The sequence below is a fragment of the Pseudomonas sp. SM4 genome, from assembly GCF_051913165.1.
In the GTDB taxonomy this organism is placed as follows: Bacteria; Pseudomonadota; Gammaproteobacteria; order Pseudomonadales; family Pseudomonadaceae; genus Aquipseudomonas.
In genome coordinates, this window is record NZ_JBODOE010000007.1 from 312,869 (window position 1) to 331,785 (window position 18,917).

Consider the following 18,917-nt stretch of genomic DNA (forward strand, 5'->3'; position numbering starts at 1 on the left):
CTTATTCCCTTAATCCATGAAGCCCTGAAGCTTCAACTCGATGGAGCGAGGGTTTTCACCTTCGGCGATCGACAAAATGCCTTCCAACAACATTTCGCGATAACGCGACTGCCGCAGCGCGATAGACTTCAGTTTGGCCGCCACCGGCAGCAGGATCAGGTTGGCACTGGCCACGCCGTAAATGGTCGCGACGAATGCGACGGCAATGCCGCTGCCCAACTGCGTCGGGTCAGCGAGGTTGCCCATCACGTGAATCAGGCCCATCACCGCGCCGATGATGCCGATGGTCGGCGCGTAACCGCCCATGCTTTCGAAGACTTTCGCGGCTTCGATGTCGCGCGCTTCCTGGGTGTAGAAATCCACTTCAAGGATGCTGCGGATCGCTTCCGGCTCGGCGCCGTCGACCAGCAGTTGCAGGCCTTTGCGCGAGTAGTTGTCAGGTTCGGCATCCGCCACGCCTTCCAGACCGAGCAGGCCTTCCTTGCGCGCAGTGAGGCTCCAGTTGACCACGCGGTCGATGCCGCCAGCCAGGTCGACTCGAGGCGGAAAGAAGATCCAGGCGAGAATCTGCATGGCGCGCTTGAACGCGCTCATCGGCGATTGCAGCAGCGCGGCACCGATGGTGCCGCCCAGTACGATCAATGCCGCCGGGCCGTTGGCCAGCGCACCGAGGTGACCACCTTCCAGGTAGTTGCCGCCGATGATGGCGACGAACGCCATGATGATCCCGATAAGGCTTAAAACATCCATCAGATACACGCCTCGACAATGTGCTTGCCGATATCGTCGAGGCTGTACACCGCGTCCGCGAGGTCAGCTTTGACGATGGCCATCGGCATGCCGTAAATCACACAGCTGGCTTCGTCCTGCGCCCAGATCGAGCTGCCGCCCTGCTTGAGCAGACGCGCGCCTTCACGGCCGTCGGCGCCCATGCCGGTCAGCACCACCGCCAGAACTTTGTCGCCGTAGGACTTCGCCGCACTGCCGAAGGTGATGTCCACGCACGGCTTGTAGTTCAGGCGCTCGTCGCCCGGGAGGATTTTCACCGCACCACGGCCATCGATCATCATTTGCTTGCCACCCGGCGCCAGTAACGCCAGGCCCGGACGCAGGATGTCGCCATCCTCGGCTTCCTTGACGCTGATGCGGCAGAGCTTGTCGAGACGCTCGGCAAACGCTTTGGTGAATGCCGCCGGCATGTGCTGGATCAACACGATCGGTGCCGGGAAATTTGCCGGCAACTGAGTCAGCACGCGCTGCAAGGCAACCGGGCCCCCCGTCGAGGTGCCGATGGCAACCAGTTTATAGGCTTTGCGCTTCGGTGCCGGCGAGGACGAACTGGCCGTCGACGCGCGGCTTGGCGCAGGTGCATGCACAGGGGCAGGCGCCGGACGGGCCGGAGCATGAGTGCTGTGACTGCTCAAGCTTGATGCCGCCGGGGTTGGCGCAGGTGCAGGCGCAGCCACTGGAGCCGGCGCACTGTAAGCACTGAAACGACGATTACTGCGCGAGATGCTATGGACCTTTTCGCACAGCAGTTGCTTGACCTTCTCCGGGTTACGCGAGATGTCTTCGAAATTCTTCGGCAGGAAATCCACCGCACCGGCGTCCAGCGCATCGAGGGTGACCCGCGCGCCTTCGTGCGTCAGCGAGGAGAACATCAACACCGGGGTCGGGCAGCGCTGCATGATGTGCCGCACTGCCGTGATGCCGTCCATCATCGGCATCTCGTAGTCCATGGTGATCACGTCCGGCTTGAGGGCCAGGGCCTGATCGATCGCCTCTTTACCGTTGGTGGCCGTGCCGACCACCTGGATGCTCGGATCCGCTGAAAGAATTTCCGAGACGCGGCGGCGGAAAAAACCCGAATCGTCCACCACCAGGACTTTGACTGCCATAAACACTCCATTAGGTGCAGCGGAACGTTGTCGCCCCGCTGCCCCGGATTCAAATACGCCGTGCGGCGTAACGCTTGAGCATGCTTGGAACATCGAGAATCAGCGCGATGCGGCCGTCACCGGTGATGGTGGCGCCGGACATGCCCGGAGTTCCCTGGAGCATTTTGCCCAATGGCTTGATGACCACTTCTTCCTGGCCGACCAGTTGATCGACGACGAAGCCGATCCGCTGAGTGCCCACCGAAAGGATCACCACGTGGCCTTCACGCTGCTCTTCGTGAGCGGCGGAGCTGACCAGCCAGCGCTTGAGGTAGAACAATGGCAGCGCCTTGTCCCGCACGATCACCACTTCCTGGCCGTCCACAACGTTGGTGGTCGACAGGTCGAGGTGGAAGATTTCGTTGACGTTGACCAACGGGAACGCAAACGCCTGGTTGCCGAGCATGACCATCAGGGTTGGCATGATCGCGAGGGTCAGCGGCACCTTGATGACGATTTTCGAGCCCTGGCCCTTGGTCGAGTAGATGTTGATCGAACCGTTGAGCTGGGAAATCTTGGTCTTCACCACGTCCATGCCGACACCACGGCCGGAGACGTCGGAGATCTCGGTCTTGGTCGAGAAACCCGGGGCGAAAATCAGGTTGTAGCACTCGGTGTCGCTCAGGCGATCGGCCGCGTCCTTGTCCATCACGCCGCGTTTTACCGCGATCGAACGCAGGACGTTCGGGTCCATGCCTTTGCCGTCATCGGAAATCGACAGCAGGATATGGTCGCCTTCCTGTTCGGCTGCCAGCACCACACGACCGCCACGGGCCTTGCCCGACGCTTCGCGTTCTTCCGGCGACTCGATGCCGTGGTCGACGGCGTTGCGCACCAAGTGGACCAGCGGGTCGGCCAGCGCCTCGACAAGGTTTTTGTCGAGGTCGGTTTCTTCACCCACCAGTTCCAGGTTGATCTCTTTCTTGAGCTGACGCGCCAGGTCACGAACCAGACGCGGGAAGCGCCCGAAGACCTTCTTGATCGGCTGCATCCGGGTCTTCATCACCGCGGTCTGCAAGTCAGCCGTGACCACGTCGAGGTTCGACACGGCCTTTTGCATGGCTTCATCGCCGCTGTTCAGACCCAGGCGCACCAGACGGTTACGCACCAGCACCAGCTCGCCGACCATGTTCATGATTTCGTCGAGACGTGCGGTGTCGACGCGCACGGTGGTCTCGGCTTCGCTCGCCGGTTTTTCCGGTGGCGGTGTCGCTGGTGCACGGGCCGGAGCCGGTGCAGCCGCCGCGGCCGGTTTAGGCGCTTCGGCTTTAGGCTCAGGCTTGGCAGCAGGCTTGGGCGCTGCTACGGCGGCCGGCGCTTTCGCAACAGGCGTGGCTACGCTTGAGGCGCTGCCAGCAGCGGCGGCGCCGACTTCGCTGAACTTGCCTTTGCCGTGCAATTCGTCGAGCAGCGATTCGAACTCGTGATCGCTGATCAGATCGCTGCCCGCCGCTGCGGCCGCTGGAGCAGCAGGCGCAGGAGCCGAAGCAATCGCCGACTCCAGCGCATCGACAGCAAAGTTGCCCTTGCCGTGCAACTGATCGAGCAGTGCTTCGAATTCGTCGTCGGTGATGTCGGAGCTGTCGCCTTTGGCCGGTGCCGCAGGGGCTGCCGCCGCGGGTGCAACCGCGTCCACGGCGAACTGGCCCTTGCCGTGCAACTGATCGAGCAACGACTCGAACTCGGCATCGGTGATTTCATCGCTGGCCGCGCCATCGGCAGCCGGCGCAGGTGCAGGTGCAGGTGCAGGTGCAGGTGCAGCTGCTGCCGGGGCTTCAGCTTCGGCCTTGACGGCGTTCAGCGAGTCCAGCAGTTGTTCGAATTCGTTATCGGTGATGTCGCCCGATTCGCCTTCGCCGACCAGATCTTCGATCATCTCGGCCACTGGCGAAGCCGGGGCTTCGTCCGCCGATTGCGGTTCGGCCAGACGTGCCAGCGCAGCCAGCAGTTCCGGGGTGGCAGCGGTGATCGGCGCACGCTCACGAACCTCAGTGAACATGCTGTTCACCGCGTCCAGTGCTTCGAGGACAACGTCCATCAGTTCTGCATCAACGCGACGTTCACCCTTGCGCAGGATGTCGAACACGTTTTCGGCGATGTGACAGCACTCCACCAGCTCATTGAGCTGAAGGAAGCCGGCGCCCCCTTTTACAGTGTGGAAACCGCGAAAAATTGCGTTGAGCAGATCTGCGTCATCCGGACGGCTTTCCAGCTCGACCAGTTGTTCGGACAGTTGCTCAAGAATCTCGCCGGCCTCAACCAGGAAATCCTGAAGGATCTCTTCATCGGCGCCGAAGCTCATTAATGGGGTGCTCCTACAGGTCTAAAAACCCAAAAAACCTAAAATTCCAAAACTCTAGAACCCGAGGCTGGATAACAAATCGTCCACATCGTCCTGACCGGACACAACGTCTTCTCGTTTATCGGCATGAATCTGCGGACCTTCACCCTGCGAGAGATGTTTTTGTGGATCTTTTTCTGCAAGCATCGCGGCGCGGTCATGTTCGATGCCCGCAAAGCGGTCGACCTGACTGGCCATGAGCACGAGTTTGAGCAAATTGCTTTCGACTTCGGTGACCAGTTGGGTCACGCGCTTGATCACCTGACCGGTCAGGTCCTGGTAATCCTGGGCCAGCAGGATGTCGTTGAGATTGCTCGACACCGCACGGTTGTCCGTGCTGCTGCGCGACAGAAAACCGTCGACCCGGCGCGCCAGCTCGCGGAACTCTTCAGCCCCGACTTCGCGACGCATGAAGCGACCCCAATCGGTGCTCAAGGCCTGGGCTTCATCGGCCAGGCTGTTGACCACCGGCGTGGCGCTTTCCACCAGATCCATGGTGCGGTTGGCCGCGGCCTCTGTCAGCTTGACCACATAGCCCAGGCGTTCGGTGGCGTCGGTGATTTGCGACACTTCCTCGGCCTGCGGCATGTTCGGATCGATCTGGAAGTTGACGATCGCACTGTGCAGTTCACGTGTGAGCTTGCCGACTTCCTGATACAGGCCACGGTCACGGGTCTGATTGAGCTCATGGATCAGTTGCACAGCGTCGCCGAACCTGCCTTTTTCAAGGCTCTCGACCAGTTCGACCGCGTGTTTTTTCAGGGTCGACTCGAAATCGCCCTGTGAAGATTCGTTATGCTCCATAGCTCCCCCGCGCGTTCATCAGCCGATGCGTTCGAAAATCTTCTCGATTTTGTCTTTCAACGCCTGAGCCGTGAAAGGTTTGACTACGTAGCCGTTTACACCGGCCTGAGCGGCTTCAATGATCTGCTCGCGCTTGGCTTCAGCGGTCACCATGAGAACGGGCAGATGCTTGAGTTTTTCATCGGCACGCACGTGGCGCAGCAGGTCGATACCGGTCATGCCCGGCATGTTCCAGTCTGTTACCAGAAAGTCGATGCTTCCGCTGTTGAGCACCGGAATGGCGGTAGTGCCATCGTCGGCCTCGACGGTATTGGTGAACCCAAGATCGCGCAGCAGGTTCTTGATGATCCGCCGCATCGTTGAGAAGTCATCAACGATGAGGATTTTCATGTCTTTGTTCAATTCGACCTCCAAGCAGTCTTAAACGCGCCCAGCACCTGGACGCGCCACTTCAATCAATCGGCGCAGCACTCGAAGACTGTCTGGAGCACAACAGAGCAAGACCGGTGCCGTTCATCACCCCACCAGCCTCGTTCGCAGTGTCCCCACACTGCCTTCAGCGCGCTCGCCACTCCCCCAAACGCCCCCGCAAGCGGGCCGCGCACTGGCTGTGTAACTGGCTGACCCGCGATTCACTGACGCCAAGGACTTCACCGATCTCCTTGAGGTTCAGCTCTTCGTCGTAGTACAGCGCCAACACCAGTCGCTCACGCTCCGGCAAATTGGCAATCGCGTCCGCCAGCGCCGCCTGGAAGCGTTCATCTTCCAGATCGCGTGACGGCTCAAGATGAGCACTCGCGCCATCCTCGTGCAGCCCTTCGTGTTCGCCGTCCTGCAACAGGTCGTCGAAACTGAAGAGGCGGCTGCCCAAGGTGTCATTCAAAATCCCGTAGTAATCGTCGAGACTCAATTGGAGTTCGGCTGCAACCTCGTGATCTTTAGCGTCACGGCCGGTTTTAGCTTCAATTGAGCGAATTGCGTCGCTGACCATACGGGTATTGCGGTGAACCGAGCGTGGCGCCCAGTCTCCTTTGCGCACTTCGTCGAGCATTGCGCCGCGGATTCGGATGCCCGCGTACGTTTCGAAACTGGCGCCTTTGCTGGCGTCATATTTGGTCGAGACTTCAAGCAGGCCGATCATCCCGGCCTGGATCAAGTCTTCGACCTGCACACTCGCCGGCAACCGTGCCAGCAAGTGATAGGCAATGCGCTTTACCAGTGGCGCGTAACGCTCGATCAACTCGTACTGCGCATCACGTGCCGACTTCTTGTAGTAATTCATACCGCTGGCGGTCATAGCACTGGCCCTGCCGTTTGCTGCACGAGGCGCTCGACGAAAAATTCAAGGTGGCCACGCGGGTTGGCGGGCAGCGGCCAGGTATCGACCTTCTGCGCGATCGCCTTGAACGCCAGCGCGCACTTGGAACGCGGGAAGGCTTCATAGACGGCACGCTGTTTCTGCACGGCCTTACGCACGCTTTCGTCGTAAGGCACGGCGCCGACGTATTGTAGAGCGACGTCAAGGAAGCGATCCGTGACCTTGGTCAACTTGGCGAACAGGTTGCGGCCTTCTTGCGGGCTCTGCGCCATGTTGGCCAATACGCGGAAGCGGTTCATGCCGTAATCGCGGTTGAGCAGTTTGATCAGCGCGTAGGCGTCGGTGATCGAGGTCGGCTCGTCGCACACCACCAGCAACACTTCTTGGGCTGCGCGAACAAAACTGACTACCGAGTCACCAATACCCGCAGCGGTGTCGATCACCAGTACGTCGAGATTGTCGCCGATGTCGCTGAACGCCTGAATCAGGCCAGCGTGTTGTGCCGGGCTCAGGTGGACCATGCTCTGGGTGCCGGACGCGGCCGGCACGATGCGAATCCCGCCGGGGCCTTGCAACAGAACGTCGCGCAGCTCACAGCGGCCTTCGATAACGTCAGCCAGCGTGCGTTTGGGCGTGAGCCCCAGCAGAACGTCGACGTTCGCCAGACCCAGGTCGGCGTCCAGCAACATGACCCGACGGCCAAGCTCTGCCAGCGCCAGGGACAAGTTCACTGACACGTTAGTCTTGCCGACGCCACCTTTGCCGCCGGTCACCGCGATCACCTGTACGGGATGCATGCTGCCCATGTTATTTCTTTACCTTGTCTTGCATAGACGGAGGCCACATTACTGGCTGCGCGTTCACAACCGGAACAATGCATGGCAGACCATCGATGTAGGTACAAAAACTGTTCATGAATACCTCAGCCTACCTGCTTGGTGGGGCTGTGATAGATATCAGCGAACATGTCGGCCATGGCTTCTTCGCTGGGTTCTTCCTGCATTTGCACGCTGACGGCGCGGCTGACCAGTTGATGACGGCGCGGCAGATGCAGATCATCCGGAATCCGTGGGCCATCGGTCAGGTACGCGACCGGCAATTCATGACTGATCGCCAGGCTCAACACTTCGCCAAGGCTGGCCGTTTCATCCAGTTTAGTCAGGATGCACCCGGCGAGCCCGCAACGCTTGTAACTGTGATAAGCGGCGGTTAGAACCTGTTTCTGGCTGGTGGTTGCCAAGACCAGATAATTTTTTGAACGAATGCCTCGACCGGCCAGACTTTCGAGCTGCATGCGCAGGGCCGGATCGCTGGCTTGCAGGCCGGCAGTATCGATCAATACCACGCGTTTGCGCAGCAGTGGATCCAGCGCTTGCACCAGCGATTGGCCCGGATCGACGTGAGTCACCGGCACATTGAGAATGCGCCCCAAGGTCTTCAGTTGTTCCTGCGCACCGATGCGGAAACTGTCCATGCTCACCAGCGCGACATTCTGCGCGCCGTACTTGAGCACGTAACGTGCGGCGAGCTTGGCCAGCGTGGTGGTCTTGCCCATGCCGGCAGGGCCGACCATGGCGATCACCCCGCCCTCTTCCAGCGGCTCGACTTCCGGCACGGCAATCATCCGCGCCAGGTGCGCGAGCAACATGCGCCAGGCCTGACGCGGCTCTTCGATATCGGTGATCATCGCCAGCAGATCGCGCGACAACGGCCCGGAAAGACCGATGCGTTGCAGACGACGATACAGGTTGGCTTGCGCCGGACGGCTGCCCTGCAGCTGATTCCAGGCCAGGGTGCCGAGCTGAACTTCCATCAGCTCGCGCAGGCTGTTCAATTCAAAACGCATCGAATCCAGTGCGCGTGGATCGACGCCGCCGGAGGACTGCGCAGGCGCCGGGGCTGGACGCGCCGGAGCGGCGTACGTCGGCTCGCTCAGCGGCTCAGCGGCGGTCAGCGGCAGGCCAGCGGTCAACGGCAGGCCGGCGAAAATCTGCCGATTGCTGTTGCCGTCGGCTTCGCCACGCAGGCTTAACTCGGCCTGGGCGGTGACGATGCGCGACTGGGTCTTGCGCAGCTCGTCTTCGAGTTCCATGTTCGGAACCCGTGGTGCCAGCGCCGACAATTTGTAATCCAGTGCCGCCGTCAGCTCGACACCGCCGGCAATGCGACGATTGCCAATGATGGCGGCATCAGCGCCCAGCTCATCACGAACCAGCTTCATGGCCTGACGCATATCGGCGGCAAAGAAACGCTTAACTTGCATAAACCACTACCTCAGCCGTTGGGCCCTACTGTCGCAACGATGGTCACTTGCTTGTTGTCCGGTATTTCCTGGTAGGCCAGCACGTGCAGTCCAGGGACTGCCAGGCGGCCAAAGCGCGAGAGCATCGCGCGCACCGGGCCTGCTACCAACAGGATCACCGGCTGACCTTGCATTTCCTGACGCTGCGCCGCTTCGATGAGCGAACGCTGCAGCTTCTCGGCCATGCTTGGCTCCAGCAGAACGCCCTCTTCCGAGCCTTGTCCTGCCTTCTGCAGACTATTGAGCAATATTTGTTCCAACCTTGGTTCCAAGGTGATCACAGGCAGCTCGGACTCAGTGCCTACAATGCTTTGGACGATGGCGCGCGATACGCCGACCCGCACAGCAGCGACCAACGCGGCGGTATCTTGACTCTTGGCGGCGTTGTTGGCGATGGCTTCGGCGATGCTGCGAATGTCGCGCACCGGCACGTGCTCGGCCAGCAGCGCTTGCAGCACTTTGAGCAGTTGCGACAGCGAGACCACACCCGGCACCAGCTCTTCAGCCAGTTTCGGCGAGCTTTTGGCCAGCAATTGCATGAGTTGCTGCACTTCTTCGTGGCCGATCAGCTCACTGGAGTGCTTGTACAGAATCTGGTTCAAGTGGGTCGCAACCACGGTGCTGGCATCGACCACGGTGTAACCGAGCGATTGCGCCTGCGCACGCTGGCTGATTTCGATCCACACCGCTTCCAGGCCGAAAGCCGGATCTTTGGCGTTGATCCCGTTGAGCGTGCCGTAGACCTGGCCGGGGTTGATCGCCAGTTCGCGATCCGGGTAAATCTCGGCTTCGGCGAGGATCACGCCCATCAGGGTCAGGCGATAGGCGCTCGGTGCCAGGTCGAGGTTGTCGCGGATGTGTACGGTCGGCATCAGGAAGCCCAGATCCTGCGAGAGCTTTTTGCGCACGCCCTTGATCCGCGCGAGCAGTTGCCCACCCTGATTGCGATCCACCAGCGGGATCAGGCGATAACCGACTTCCAGGCCGATCATGTCGATCGGGGTCACGTCATCCCAGCCCAGTTCCTTGGTTTCCATGGCGCGGGCCGGCGACGGCAGCAGCTCTTGTTGACGCTTGACCTCTTGCAGGGCCTGCACCTTGACGATGTTTTGCTTCTTCCAGAACAGATAGGCGCCACCGGCAGCCAGCGCAGCCATGCTCAGGAACGAGAAGTGCGGCATGCCCGGCACCAGGCCCATGACCGCCATCAAACCTGCGGCCACCGCCAGTGCTTTCGGCGAGGCGAACATCTGGCGATTGATCTGTTTGCCCATGTCTTCCGAGCCGGAAGCACGGGTCACCATGATCGCGGCAGCTGTCGATAACAACAGTGATGGCAATTGCGCCACTAAACCGTCACCGATGGTCAGCAAGGCGTAAACCCGGCCAGCATCGCCGAAGCTCATGTTGTGCTGGAAGATACCGACGGCCATGCCGCCGATGAGGTTGATGAACAGAATCAGCAGGCCGGCAATGGCGTCACCACGGACGAACTTGCTGGCACCGTCCATCGAACCGTAGAACTCGGCCTCTTGGGCGACTTCCTGACGGCGCAATTTGGCCTGGTTCTGGTCGATCAGACCGGCGTTGAGGTCGGCGTCGATCGCCATTTGTTTGCCGGGCATCGCATCGAGGGTGAAGCGCGCGCTCACCTCGGAAATCCGCCCGGCACCCTTGGTCACCACGACGAAGTTGATGATCATCAGGATCGCAAACACCACGATACCGACCACGTAGTTACCGCCGATCACCACCTCACCGAAGGCCTGAATCACCTTACCGGCAGCGGCATGGCCGTCCTGACCGTGGAGCATGACCACCCGCGTGGAGGCCACGTTCAACGCCAGCCGCAACAGGGTCGCGACCAGCAGAATGGTCGGGAACACCGCGAAATCCAGAGGCCGCAGCGCGTAGACGCAGACCAGCAGGACGACGATCGACAGGGCGATGTTGAAGGTGAAGAACACGTCCAGCAGGAACGGCGGCACCGGCAACATCATCATCGCCAGCATCACCAGCAACAGCAACGGCACGCCCAGATTGCCCCGACTTAAATCGGCAACGTTTGTGCGTGCTGTGTTGAATAACTGAGAGCGATCCACCGGTTTTCCCCGTTCCTTTAAAGCAAACTTTTGACGCCCAACGCAGGCGCACGGCGGCTATTGCAAGAAGCCTTCCAACTTTTGCGATTGATTGAAACAGAGAGGGAGGTGAACGCGACAATGTAGGAGTGAGCCTGCTCGCGATGAGGATTTTCCAGTCAATACATTCAAACCAGACAGACCGCTATCGCGAGCAGGCTCACTCCTACAGGGGATCGCATTCCAAATCAGGAAGTGAGCCTGCTCGGGAAGGGCCGGTGAAGTCAGCAAAAGTCGACTTTTAAACTCAGGTGTTTAAAAGACACCTCATGACACGTCTCGCAGGCTACACATCCTTGCGCCTTTGCCTACAGCTACGCCAGAATCCGCCGGCTTGTGCGCCTTGGAAGCGGGTTCTATTGTGGGTCGGTCGCTGATCATTCAGTGATCGGGTTTAGCAGCCCGGGTTTTTCTCTAGACGCACAAAGCCTGTTGCCGTAATGGCGGCTTTGCGTGGGGCACTTCGGTGCGCCGGGTTCTAGAGTCCTGGTCTGCTAACCCGCGTACAGCCGCCACCTCCTTCGTTAGCAGCGAACGGTGGCAGCTTCACTACTCTAGAGGCTTCACCGATGATAAAACCAACACCAAACCCGCCAGAATCCGACCCCACCTCCCCCTACGAATCCCTCGATTCAAAAAAACTCCACGAAGCCGCCGACCGCGCCCTCGATCACTACCTCTGCCCCGGCAGCACCCGACCGCCACGCAAACCCAGCACGATGTACGCCGTGGTTTCGGACATCAAAAGCGAGGAGCTGCTGGCCAACGCCTGCGAAACCCTCGCCTCAGCCAGAACCATCGCCAACGACTTCGCCAACCTCATACCTGCATCACAACGCAGGACGCTACTGGGCATTGCGCAACTGATCATGCTCGGGGAACTGGCGGTAAATCGGGCGCTGGATAATCTCGAACTGCCGAATTAGGTCGAGCTCAGATCGTTCCCCCGCTCAGCGTGGGAACGATCAAAAGATCGCAGCCTTCGGCAGCTCCTACCGGTGGAATGCGATCCATGTAGGAGCTGCCGAAGGCTGCGATCTTTTGATGTTGATGCGAATCAGGAGTCGCGACGCAGGTCCGGCGGAATCGGCAGGTCGTCCTTAAGCGGGTCCGGACGCTTGCCCTTGCCGGCGCGGTATTGGCGGATCTGGTAGACGTAGGCCAACACCTGGGCAACCGCCAGATACAGGCCACCCGGAATTTCTTCATCCAGCTCGGTGGAGTAGTAGATCGACCGCGCCAGCGCTGGCGACTCCAGGAGCATGACGTTGTTGGCCACGGCGATTTCGCGAATTTTCAGCGCAAGGAAGTCGTTACCCTTGGCCAACAGCAGCGGCGCACCACCCTTTTCGGCGTCGTATTTGAGCGCCACGGCGTAGTGCGTCGGGTTGGTGATGACCACGTCGGCGTCGGGCACCGCCGCCATCATTCGTCGCTGCGACATCTCGCGCTGCAGTTGACGAATGCGCTGCTTGACCTCCGGCTTGCCCTCTTGATCCTTGTGCTCGTCGCGCACTTCCTGCTTGGTCATTTTGAGCTTTTTCATGCTCTCCCAAAGCTGCACGGGCACGTCCACTGCAGCGATCAGGATCAACCCGCAGGCCATCCACAACGTACTCCAGCCGACCAGCAAGACGCTGTGAATGATCGCCTGATCCAGCGGCTCATGGGCGATGCGCAGCAAGTCGTCGACGTCCGAAGACAACACCACCAACGCCACCGCCAGCACGATAAAAAACTTCGCCAGCGCCTTGAGCAGCTCGACAATCGCTTTCATCGAAAACATGCGCTTGAGGCCGGCACCCGGGTTCATCCGGCTGAACTTCGGCGCCATGGAACCGGCGGCAAACAACCAGCCACCCAACGCGATCGGGCCGAGCAACGCCGCCAGCAACAGGGTGATCATCACCGGCTGAATCGCCACCAGCGCGATCTTTCCCGAGTTGAGCAAAAACGCGCCCATGGAGCGCTCGTCCATGATCACTTCGCGCGTCAGCGTGAAGTTCATGCGCATCAGTTCCATCAGGTCCTGCGCGAGCATGCCACCAAAGATCAGCAGGCCGCCGGCGCCGGCGAGCATCACCGCGAGGGTGTTGAGCTCTTTGGAACGGGCAATCTCACCCTTCTCACGGGAGTCCTTTTTACGTTTCTCCGTGGGGTCTTCTGTTTTGTCCTGACCGCTTTCGCTCTCAGCCATGACTCAGCGCGCCCGTGCCAGTTCGCGTAAAAACTGCAAGGCCTCAGCGGCCAGCGGTTGATACTGATTGAGGATGTCCGCCAGACCGACCCAGACGATAAACAGGCCAAGCACCAGGGTCAGCGGGAAACCGATGGAGAAAATGTTCAGTTGCGGCGCGGCCCGGGTCATCACGCCGAAGGCAATGTTGACCACCAGCAGCGCGGTGATCGCCGGCAACACCAGCAACAGTGCGGCACCCAGCACCCAGCCAAGTTTGCCGGCCAGTTCCCAGTAGTGCGCGGTCATCAAACCGCTGCCGACCGGCAACGTGGTGAAGCTTTCAGTGAGGACTTCGAAAACCACCAGATGGCCGTTCATCGACAGGAACAGCAACGTCACCAGCATGGTAAAGAATTGCCCGATCACCGCCACGGACACGCCGTTGGTGGGGTCAACCATCGAGGCGAAACCCATGCCCATCTGGATTGCGACGATTTGCCCGGCCACCACAAAGGCCTGGAAGAACAACTGCAGGGAAAACCCGAGAATCGCGCCAATCAGAATCTGCTCGGCGATCAGCAACAAGCCGCTGAGGTCGAGCGCATTGACCGGCGGCATCGCTGGCAGGTTCGGCGAAATCACCACGGTGATGGCCAGGGCGAAATACAGGCGAATGCGTTTCGGCACCAGCGTCGTGCCGAACACCGGCATGACCATCAACACCGCGCCGATGCGAAACAACGGCAACATGAACGTCGCCACCCAGGTACTGATCTGGGTGTCGGTCAACTGCAGCAGCGATTGCATGGCTTAGCCGATAACCATCGGAATGTTGTGGTAGAGCTGGATGATGTATTCCATGAAGGTCTGCACCAGCCACGGGCCGGCGACAATCAGGGTCACCAGCATCACCAGCAGACGCGGGAGGAAGCTCAGGGTCTGTTCGTTGATCTGCGTCGCGGCCTGAAACATCGCCACCAGCAGGCCGACCAGCAGGCTTGGAATCACCAGCACCGCTACCATCATGGTGGTCAGCCACAACGCTTCACGGAAGATGTCGACCGCAACTTCCGGGGTCATGGCGAGACACCGCCGAAGCTACTCGCCAGCGTGCCGATAATCAGCGCCCAGCCATCCACCAGCACGAACAGCATGATTTTGAACGGCAGCGAAATGATCAGCGGCGAGAGCATCATCATACCCATCGCCATCAGCACACTCGCCACCACGAGGTCGATGATCAGGAACGGAATGAAGATCATGAAGCCGATCTGGAACGCGGTTTTCAGCTCGGACGTGACGAACGCCGGGACCAGAATCGTCAGCGGCGCCTGATCCGGCGTGGCAATGTCCGTACGCTTGGACAGGCGCATGAACAACTCCAGATCACTGCTGCGGGTTTGCGCGAGCATGAAATCCTTGATCGGCACCTGGGCCTTTTCCACCGCTTGCTGCGCGGTGAGTTTTTCCGCCAGGTACGGCTGCAACGCATCGTTGTTCACCCGATCGAACACCGGCGCCATGATGAACATGGTCAGGAACAACGCCATGCCGGTGAGGATCTGGTTCGACGGCGTCTGCTGCAGACCGAGGGCCTGACGCAGGATCGAGAAGACGATGATGATCCGGGTGAAACTGGTCATCAGCATGACGAACGCCGGGATGAAGCTCAGCGCAGTCATGATCAGCAGAATCTGCAGGCTGACTGAATATTCCTGCGCGCCGTCGGCGTTGGTGCCCAGCGTGATCGCCGGGATCGACAACGGATCGGCGGCGAACGCCAGCGGCGCGGCCAGCAACAGGGCCAGCGTCAAGACGATGCGTAGCGCACCCATTACTTCTTATCCTTCTGATCCTTGCCGAGCATCTTCAACAGATGCTGAGCAAACTCCGGGGTGGCTTTCTCGCTGGTCGCGGGGACCGGCACCGGTTCCTTGAGTACATGCAGCGCAGTGATAGTGCCAGGGCTCAAGCCGAGCAGAATCTGCTCGTTGCCGACCTGTACCAGCATCAAGCGGTCACGCGGGCCGAGCGCGCGCGAACCGATCAACTCGATCACCTGGCCTTTGCCCGCCGGACCTGCCTGCTGCACCCGGCGCAACAGCCAGGCGAGCAAGAAGATCAGGCCGAGCACCAGCAGCAGACCGAACACCAATTGCGTCAATTGCCCGGCCACGCCGCTGCTGACCACGGGCGCAGCAACGGTGGCTGCGGCACCCGCAGCGTTGTTGACGACTGGCTCAGCGGCCAGCGCGCTCAACGGCATTGCCAGCAGTGCCCACAGAAACCGTTTCACTCAGCGCAGCTTCTTGATGCGTTCGCTTGGGCTGATCACGTCAGTCAGGCGGATGCCGAACTTTTCGTTGACCACCACCACTTCGCCATGCGCGATCAGTGTGCCGTTGACCAACACGTCCAGCGGTTCACCGGCCAGACGGTCCAGCTCGATCACCGAACCCTGGTTGAGTTGCAGCAGGTTGCGGATGTTGATGTCGGTGCTGCCGACTTCCATCGAGATCGACACCGGGATGTCGAGGATCACGTCCAGGTTCGGACCGTCCAGGGTGACCGGATCGTTGTTCTTCGGCACGCTGCCGAACTCTTCCATCGGCAGACGCGAGCCGCTCGAGGCGTCAGCCGCCAGCAGTGCGTCGATGTCAGCTTGACCATCACCGGTTTCTTCCAGGGCAGCAGCCCATTCATCGGCCAGTGCCTGATCGTCCTGGGCGTTCATATCGTCGTTCATCATGTGTCCTCGGCGGGCAACAATTCAGTTAATGCAAAAGGGGGTGTGGCGCCGCTTCAGCGACGCTCGATCGGCTCGATCACTTGCAACGCGAGGTTGCCTTTGTGCGAGCCCATCTTGACCTTGAAGGCCGGCACGCCGTTGGCGCGCATGATCATGTCTTCCGGCATCTCGACCGGGATCACGTCCCCCGGCTGCATGTGCAGGATGTCGCGCAGTTTCAACTGGCGACGCGCCACGGTGGCACCGATCGGCACGTCGACGTCGAGCACGTCCTGGCGCAGGGCGTTGACCCAGCGTTCGTCCTGATCGTCGAGGTCCGACTGGAAACCGGCGTCGAGCATTTCACGCACCGGCTCGATCATCGAATACGGCATGGTCACGTGGAGATCGCCGCCACCGCCGTCGAGTTCGATGTGGAAAGTCGACACCACGATGGCCTCGCTCGGGCCGACGATGTTGGCCATCGCCGGGTTCACTTCCGAGTTGATGTACTCGAAATTGACTTCCATGATCGCTTGCCAGGCTTCTTTCAAATCGATGAAAGCCTGCTCCAGCACCATGCGCACCACACGCAGTTCGGTCGGGGTGAATTCACGCCCTTCGATCTTCGCGTGACGGCCGTCGCCGCCGAAGAAGTTGTCCACCAGCTTGAACACCAGTTTGGCGTCGAGGATGAACAGCGCAGTGCCGCGCAACGGTTTGATCTTGACCAGGTTGAGGCTGGTCGGCACGTACAGCGAGTGCACGTATTCGCCGAACTTCATCACCTGGACGCCACCGACGGCAACGTCCGCCGAGCGGCGCAGCATGTTGAACATGCTGATGCGGGTGTATCGGGCAAAACGCTCGTTGATCATTTCCAGAGTCGGCATGCGTCCGCGGACGATGCGATCCTGGCTGGTCAGGTCGTAGCTTTTGACACTGCCGGGTTCGGCAGCGTTATCGGTCTGTACCAGACCATCGTCGACGCCATGCAACAGCGCATCGATTTCATCCTGGGACAGCAGATCCTGCACGGCCATGTCGTGTTCCTACTGCAGTACGAAATTAGTGAAAAGCAACTGTTCGATCACCACTTTGCCCAGCTCTTTCTGCGCCACTTCCTGGACGCTGGCTGTGGCCTTCTGGCGCAACATCTCTTGCCCGACCGGCGTCGCCAAGGTGGCGAAATCCTGACCGGAGAAGAGCATCACCAGGTTATTGCGGATCACTGGCATGTGCACTTTGAGCGCTTCCAGATCAGCCTGATTGCGGCCCAGCATGGTGATGCTCACCTGCATGTAGCGCTGACGGCCGTTCTGGTTGTAGTTGGCCACGAACGCCGGGGCCATGGGCTCGAAGATCGCGGGCTGCTTGCCGACCGGCGCAGCATCGGCGGCCTCGGCAGGCTTGCTCTGGGCGCTGTGCATGAAGAACCAGGTCGCCCCCACGGAAGCACCAATGGCCAACAGCAACGCCAGCACGATCACAATGATCAGCTTGAGTTTGCCTTTGGTTGCGGGGTCTTTCACTGCTGCTGTATCGCTCTTCGCCATGCCAATAATCCGTCACTAATCGGGTTTTCACAGTCGCACGGCAAGGCAAGAGCAAGTGTTATGCCAGAAGTGTCAAAGGGATTGACGAGAGGTATCTGTCGACTGATGCAACACCATGTGGGAGCTGGCTTGCCAGCGATAGCGATTTGTCTGACACATTGATTTCGAATGTGCCGCCGCCATCGCTGGCAAGCCAGCTCCCACAAGGTACAGCGGTGTGTCAGGCGTAATAGTCAACCGCGCTGGTGCCGATGACGCTAGTGGTCTGGGCAACAGACTCAGCCACCGCTGCGGGCGTCAACTCTTCGTCCGCCGAATCCAGACGACCACCGGCGGCGCTGGTGCGGCCACTCTGGCCCTGCTGCGCCTGTTCCTGACCCTGCCCCTGCCAGCCACGTCCCTGATCAGCCACGTTGACGTCGACCTGGCCCATGCCCTGCTGGGTGAACATTTCACGCAGTCGATGCATCTGCCCGTCGAGCGCTTCGCGCACACTCGGGTGCGCGCTCATGAACGTCACCTGGGTCTGCTGGTCCGGGACCATGTTCACGCGAATATCCAGACGCCCCAGCTCCGCCGGTTGCAACTGAATGTCCGCCGCCTTCAGATTGGCGCTCGACAGGTACATGACGCGGTTGACCACTTCTTCAGTCCAGCCGCTCTGGTGCATGGCAATTGGCTGGTTCACCGGCACCGCGTTGGCGGTTTTGGGCGTGGCCGCTTGCGTCAGCGCCGCCAGACGGTTGGCGAAGTCATCGACACGGGTGTCGCTGGTGGCGGACTTGAGGTCTTTCAGACCGTCATCGATCAGCCCGCTGAAGGCTTTTTCGCCGCCCTGACTGGTGCTGTCCTTGTCGGCCTGCACGTCGAGCATGCTGGCCATGCCGGCAGCGAAGTTTTGTGCGGTGGTCAATTCGCCGTCAGCCTGGGCCTGCGCTGGCGAGGCTTTCGGTTGCGCTTGACTGGCGGCGGAAATATGCCCGCCCTGCTCCATCGCCATGCGCACGGCCGGCAAGGCATCAAGCGGGTCGGCCTCAGGATCGAAATCGCTGTCGGTACTGGCCGCCGGGTCTTTGACCACCGCCGGCAATACCGCCACGGCCGGTGTTTCGACTTTCGCCGGCGTCGGCGTCTCAACCACTGGCGGTTGCGCGACAGGCGCAGTCACCAGGGGCTGCACGACTTCTGCCAACGCCGGGTCCAGCGCCGGGTCGACAGGCGTGGTATCGGCTACCGGCGTCTGCGGGGTGTCGGCGCTGTCGTCGTCGCTGGCAGCCTTGTCATCGGCGGCAACCGGTTTGTCGGCAGGCAACGCTTTGCCGCTATCGGCAACCGCCGGGTTCGCGGCGGCAGACTGATCTTTGCCGAGGTCTTTTTTGCCGCTGGTGTCAGCGACCTTGTCGCGCGCCGGTTTCAGCGAATTGTCAGTGCTCGCGGCAGGCTTGTTCGGCCCTTGATCGGCGAACACTTTTGCGAAGCTTGAGGCCTTGTCGCCGGGGTCTGCGGCCAATGCCGACGATTTGGCAGAGGCTGCTTGCGCCTTGGCCTGGGCGGCGGTCTGAAGAAGAATATTGGGGGTCGCAGGCATAACACGGTCTCCGCTGCACTGGG

The 18,917-nt window shown here is 60.5% G+C and carries 19 protein-coding genes; 1 reads left to right on the forward strand and 18 read right to left on the reverse strand.

Annotated elements, in window-relative coordinates; all coding sequences use genetic code 11:
- Window positions 1-9: 9 nt before the first annotated feature.
- The 9 genes from ACQ4MY_RS15875 to flhA all read right to left on the reverse strand — a co-directional run bounded on the left by ACQ4MY_RS15875 (window position 10) and on the right by flhA (window position 10,804).
- Window positions 10-750, reverse strand: a complete 741-nt coding sequence (locus ACQ4MY_RS15875) for a flagellar motor protein (RefSeq protein WP_008077689.1) — start codon at window positions 748-750, stop codon at window positions 10-12.
- Window positions 750-1,898, reverse strand: a complete 1,149-nt coding sequence (locus ACQ4MY_RS15880; protein ID WP_440095770.1) for a protein-glutamate methylesterase/protein-glutamine glutaminase — start codon at window positions 1,896-1,898, stop codon at window positions 750-752. Before ACQ4MY_RS15880 ends, ACQ4MY_RS15875 begins: the two co-directional genes overlap by 1 nt.
- Window positions 1,899-1,947: 49 nt before the next feature.
- Window positions 1,948-4,239 (reverse strand): chemotaxis protein CheA, encoded by a 2,292-nt coding sequence (locus tag ACQ4MY_RS15885; RefSeq protein ID WP_440095771.1) that lies wholly within the window; start codon window positions 4,237-4,239, stop codon window positions 1,948-1,950.
- A 54-nt stretch (window positions 4,240-4,293) separates the two neighbouring features.
- Entirely contained in the window at window positions 4,294-5,082 is a 789-nt protein-coding gene (locus ACQ4MY_RS15890; protein ID WP_008077686.1) for a protein phosphatase CheZ, read from the reverse strand.
- An 18-nt stretch (window positions 5,083-5,100) separates the two neighbouring features.
- On the reverse strand, window positions 5,101-5,472 hold the full coding sequence (locus ACQ4MY_RS15895; protein ID WP_024012118.1) for a chemotaxis response regulator CheY: 372 nt from the start codon (window positions 5,470-5,472) through the stop codon (window positions 5,101-5,103).
- A gap of 166 nt (window positions 5,473-5,638) precedes the next feature.
- Complete coding sequence (gene fliA / locus ACQ4MY_RS15900; RefSeq protein WP_007920004.1) at window positions 5,639-6,379, reverse strand: RNA polymerase sigma factor FliA; 741 nt, start codon at window positions 6,377-6,379, stop codon at window positions 5,639-5,641.
- A complete protein-coding gene (gene fleN, locus ACQ4MY_RS15905; protein WP_003222917.1) occupies window positions 6,376-7,206 on the reverse strand; it encodes a flagellar synthesis regulator FleN in 831 nt (276 codons plus the stop codon). The genes fliA and fleN overlap by 4 nt, the downstream gene beginning before the upstream one ends.
- Before the next feature lie 116 nt (window positions 7,207-7,322).
- Entirely contained in the window at window positions 7,323-8,663 is a 1,341-nt protein-coding gene (gene flhF, locus ACQ4MY_RS15910; RefSeq protein WP_008077677.1) for a flagellar biosynthesis protein FlhF, read from the reverse strand.
- Between the two features lie 11 nt (window positions 8,664-8,674).
- A complete protein-coding gene (gene flhA / locus ACQ4MY_RS15915; RefSeq protein WP_158831203.1) occupies window positions 8,675-10,804 on the reverse strand; it encodes a flagellar biosynthesis protein FlhA in 2,130 nt (709 codons plus the stop codon).
- Window positions 10,805-11,412: 608 nt separating this feature from the next.
- Between flhA and ACQ4MY_RS15920 the strand changes: the two genes are divergently transcribed.
- Entirely contained in the window at window positions 11,413-11,769 is a 357-nt protein-coding gene (locus ACQ4MY_RS15920) for a DUF6124 family protein (RefSeq protein WP_440095774.1), read from the forward strand.
- A 131-nt stretch (window positions 11,770-11,900) separates the two neighbouring features.
- Here the strand turns inward: ACQ4MY_RS15920 and flhB are convergent, their stop codons facing one another.
- The 9 genes from flhB to ACQ4MY_RS15965 form a co-directional block, all read right to left on the reverse strand.
- Window positions 11,901-13,040: a flagellar biosynthesis protein FlhB gene (gene flhB, locus ACQ4MY_RS15925; RefSeq protein ID WP_440095776.1), complete on the reverse strand. Its 1,140-nt coding sequence runs from the start codon at window positions 13,038-13,040 to the stop codon at window positions 11,901-11,903.
- Window positions 13,041-13,043: 3 nt separating this feature from the next.
- On the reverse strand, window positions 13,044-13,829 hold the full coding sequence (gene fliR / locus ACQ4MY_RS15930) for a flagellar biosynthetic protein FliR (RefSeq protein ID WP_440095778.1): 786 nt from the start codon (window positions 13,827-13,829) through the stop codon (window positions 13,044-13,046).
- A 3-nt stretch (window positions 13,830-13,832) separates the two neighbouring features.
- A complete protein-coding gene (gene fliQ / locus ACQ4MY_RS15935; protein WP_008077662.1) occupies window positions 13,833-14,102 on the reverse strand; it encodes a flagellar biosynthesis protein FliQ in 270 nt (89 codons plus the stop codon).
- Window positions 14,099-14,857 carry a flagellar type III secretion system pore protein FliP gene (gene fliP / locus ACQ4MY_RS15940; protein WP_008077660.1) on the reverse strand — a complete coding sequence of 253 codons (759 nt, stop codon included), beginning with the start codon at window positions 14,855-14,857 and terminating at the stop codon, window positions 14,099-14,101. Before fliP ends, fliQ begins: the two co-directional genes overlap by 4 nt.
- Window positions 14,857-15,318 carry a flagellar biosynthetic protein FliO gene (gene fliO / locus ACQ4MY_RS15945; RefSeq protein WP_440095779.1) on the reverse strand — a complete coding sequence of 154 codons (462 nt, stop codon included), beginning with the start codon at window positions 15,316-15,318 and terminating at the stop codon, window positions 14,857-14,859. The genes fliP and fliO overlap by 1 nt, the downstream gene beginning before the upstream one ends.
- Window positions 15,319-15,768, reverse strand: a complete 450-nt coding sequence (gene fliN, locus ACQ4MY_RS15950; RefSeq protein ID WP_008077656.1) for a flagellar motor switch protein FliN — start codon at window positions 15,766-15,768, stop codon at window positions 15,319-15,321.
- 56 nt (window positions 15,769-15,824) lie between these two features.
- Window positions 15,825-16,793: a flagellar motor switch protein FliM gene (gene fliM / locus ACQ4MY_RS15955; RefSeq protein WP_008077655.1), complete on the reverse strand. Its 969-nt coding sequence runs from the start codon at window positions 16,791-16,793 to the stop codon at window positions 15,825-15,827.
- Window positions 16,794-16,802: 9 nt separating this feature from the next.
- Window positions 16,803-17,306, reverse strand: a complete 504-nt coding sequence (gene fliL, locus ACQ4MY_RS15960; RefSeq protein ID WP_008077652.1) for a flagellar basal body-associated protein FliL — start codon at window positions 17,304-17,306, stop codon at window positions 16,803-16,805.
- A gap of 220 nt (window positions 17,307-17,526) precedes the next feature.
- Complete coding sequence (locus ACQ4MY_RS15965) at window positions 17,527-18,894, reverse strand: flagellar hook-length control protein FliK (protein WP_440095780.1); 1,368 nt, start codon at window positions 18,892-18,894, stop codon at window positions 17,527-17,529.
- Between the last annotated feature and the right edge of the window lie 23 nt (window positions 18,895-18,917).

What these genes read in the sequence shown, in the direction of transcription:
- fliP (WP_008077660.1), bottom strand. Translation starts at nt 14,857, where the DNA reads ATGGGTGCGCTACGCATCGTCTTGACGCTGGCCCTGTTGCTGGCCGCG.
- flhB (WP_440095776.1), bottom strand. Translation starts at nt 13,040, where the DNA reads ATGGCTGAGAGCGAAAGCGGTCAGGACAAAACAGAAGACCCCACGGAG.
- fliM (WP_008077655.1), bottom strand. Translation starts at nt 16,793, where the DNA reads ATGGCCGTGCAGGATCTGCTGTCCCAGGATGAAATCGATGCGCTGTTG.
- fliL (WP_008077652.1), bottom strand. Translation starts at nt 17,306, where the DNA reads ATGGCGAAGAGCGATACAGCAGCAGTGAAAGACCCCGCAACCAAAGGC.
- fliA (WP_007920004.1), bottom strand. Translation starts at nt 6,379, where the DNA reads ATGACCGCCAGCGGTATGAATTACTACAAGAAGTCGGCACGTGATGCG.
- fliN (WP_008077656.1), bottom strand. Translation starts at nt 15,768, where the DNA reads ATGAACGACGATATGAACGCCCAGGACGATCAGGCACTGGCCGATGAA.
- flhF (WP_008077677.1), bottom strand. Translation starts at nt 8,663, where the DNA reads ATGCAAGTTAAGCGTTTCTTTGCCGCCGATATGCGTCAGGCCATGAAG.
- ACQ4MY_RS15895 (WP_024012118.1), bottom strand. Translation starts at nt 5,472, where the DNA reads ATGAAAATCCTCATCGTTGATGACTTCTCAACGATGCGGCGGATCATC.
- ACQ4MY_RS15885 (WP_440095771.1), bottom strand. Translation starts at nt 4,239, where the DNA reads ATGAGCTTCGGCGCCGATGAAGAGATCCTTCAGGATTTCCTGGTTGAG.
- fleN (WP_003222917.1), bottom strand. Translation starts at nt 7,206, where the DNA reads ATGGGCAGCATGCATCCCGTACAGGTGATCGCGGTGACCGGCGGCAAA.
- ACQ4MY_RS15890 (WP_008077686.1), bottom strand. Translation starts at nt 5,082, where the DNA reads ATGGAGCATAACGAATCTTCACAGGGCGATTTCGAGTCGACCCTGAAA.
- ACQ4MY_RS15880 (WP_440095770.1), bottom strand. Translation starts at nt 1,898, where the DNA reads ATGGCAGTCAAAGTCCTGGTGGTGGACGATTCGGGTTTTTTCCGCCGC.
- ACQ4MY_RS15875 (WP_008077689.1), bottom strand. Translation starts at nt 750, where the DNA reads ATGGATGTTTTAAGCCTTATCGGGATCATCATGGCGTTCGTCGCCATC.
- fliQ (WP_008077662.1), bottom strand. Translation starts at nt 14,102, where the DNA reads ATGACCCCGGAAGTTGCGGTCGACATCTTCCGTGAAGCGTTGTGGCTG.
- ACQ4MY_RS15920 (WP_440095774.1), top strand. Translation starts at nt 11,413, where the DNA reads ATGATAAAACCAACACCAAACCCGCCAGAATCCGACCCCACCTCCCCC.
- ACQ4MY_RS15965 (WP_440095780.1), bottom strand. Translation starts at nt 18,894, where the DNA reads ATGCCTGCGACCCCCAATATTCTTCTTCAGACCGCCGCCCAGGCCAAG.
- fliR (WP_440095778.1), bottom strand. Translation starts at nt 13,829, where the DNA reads ATGCAATCGCTGCTGCAGTTGACCGACACCCAGATCAGTACCTGGGTG.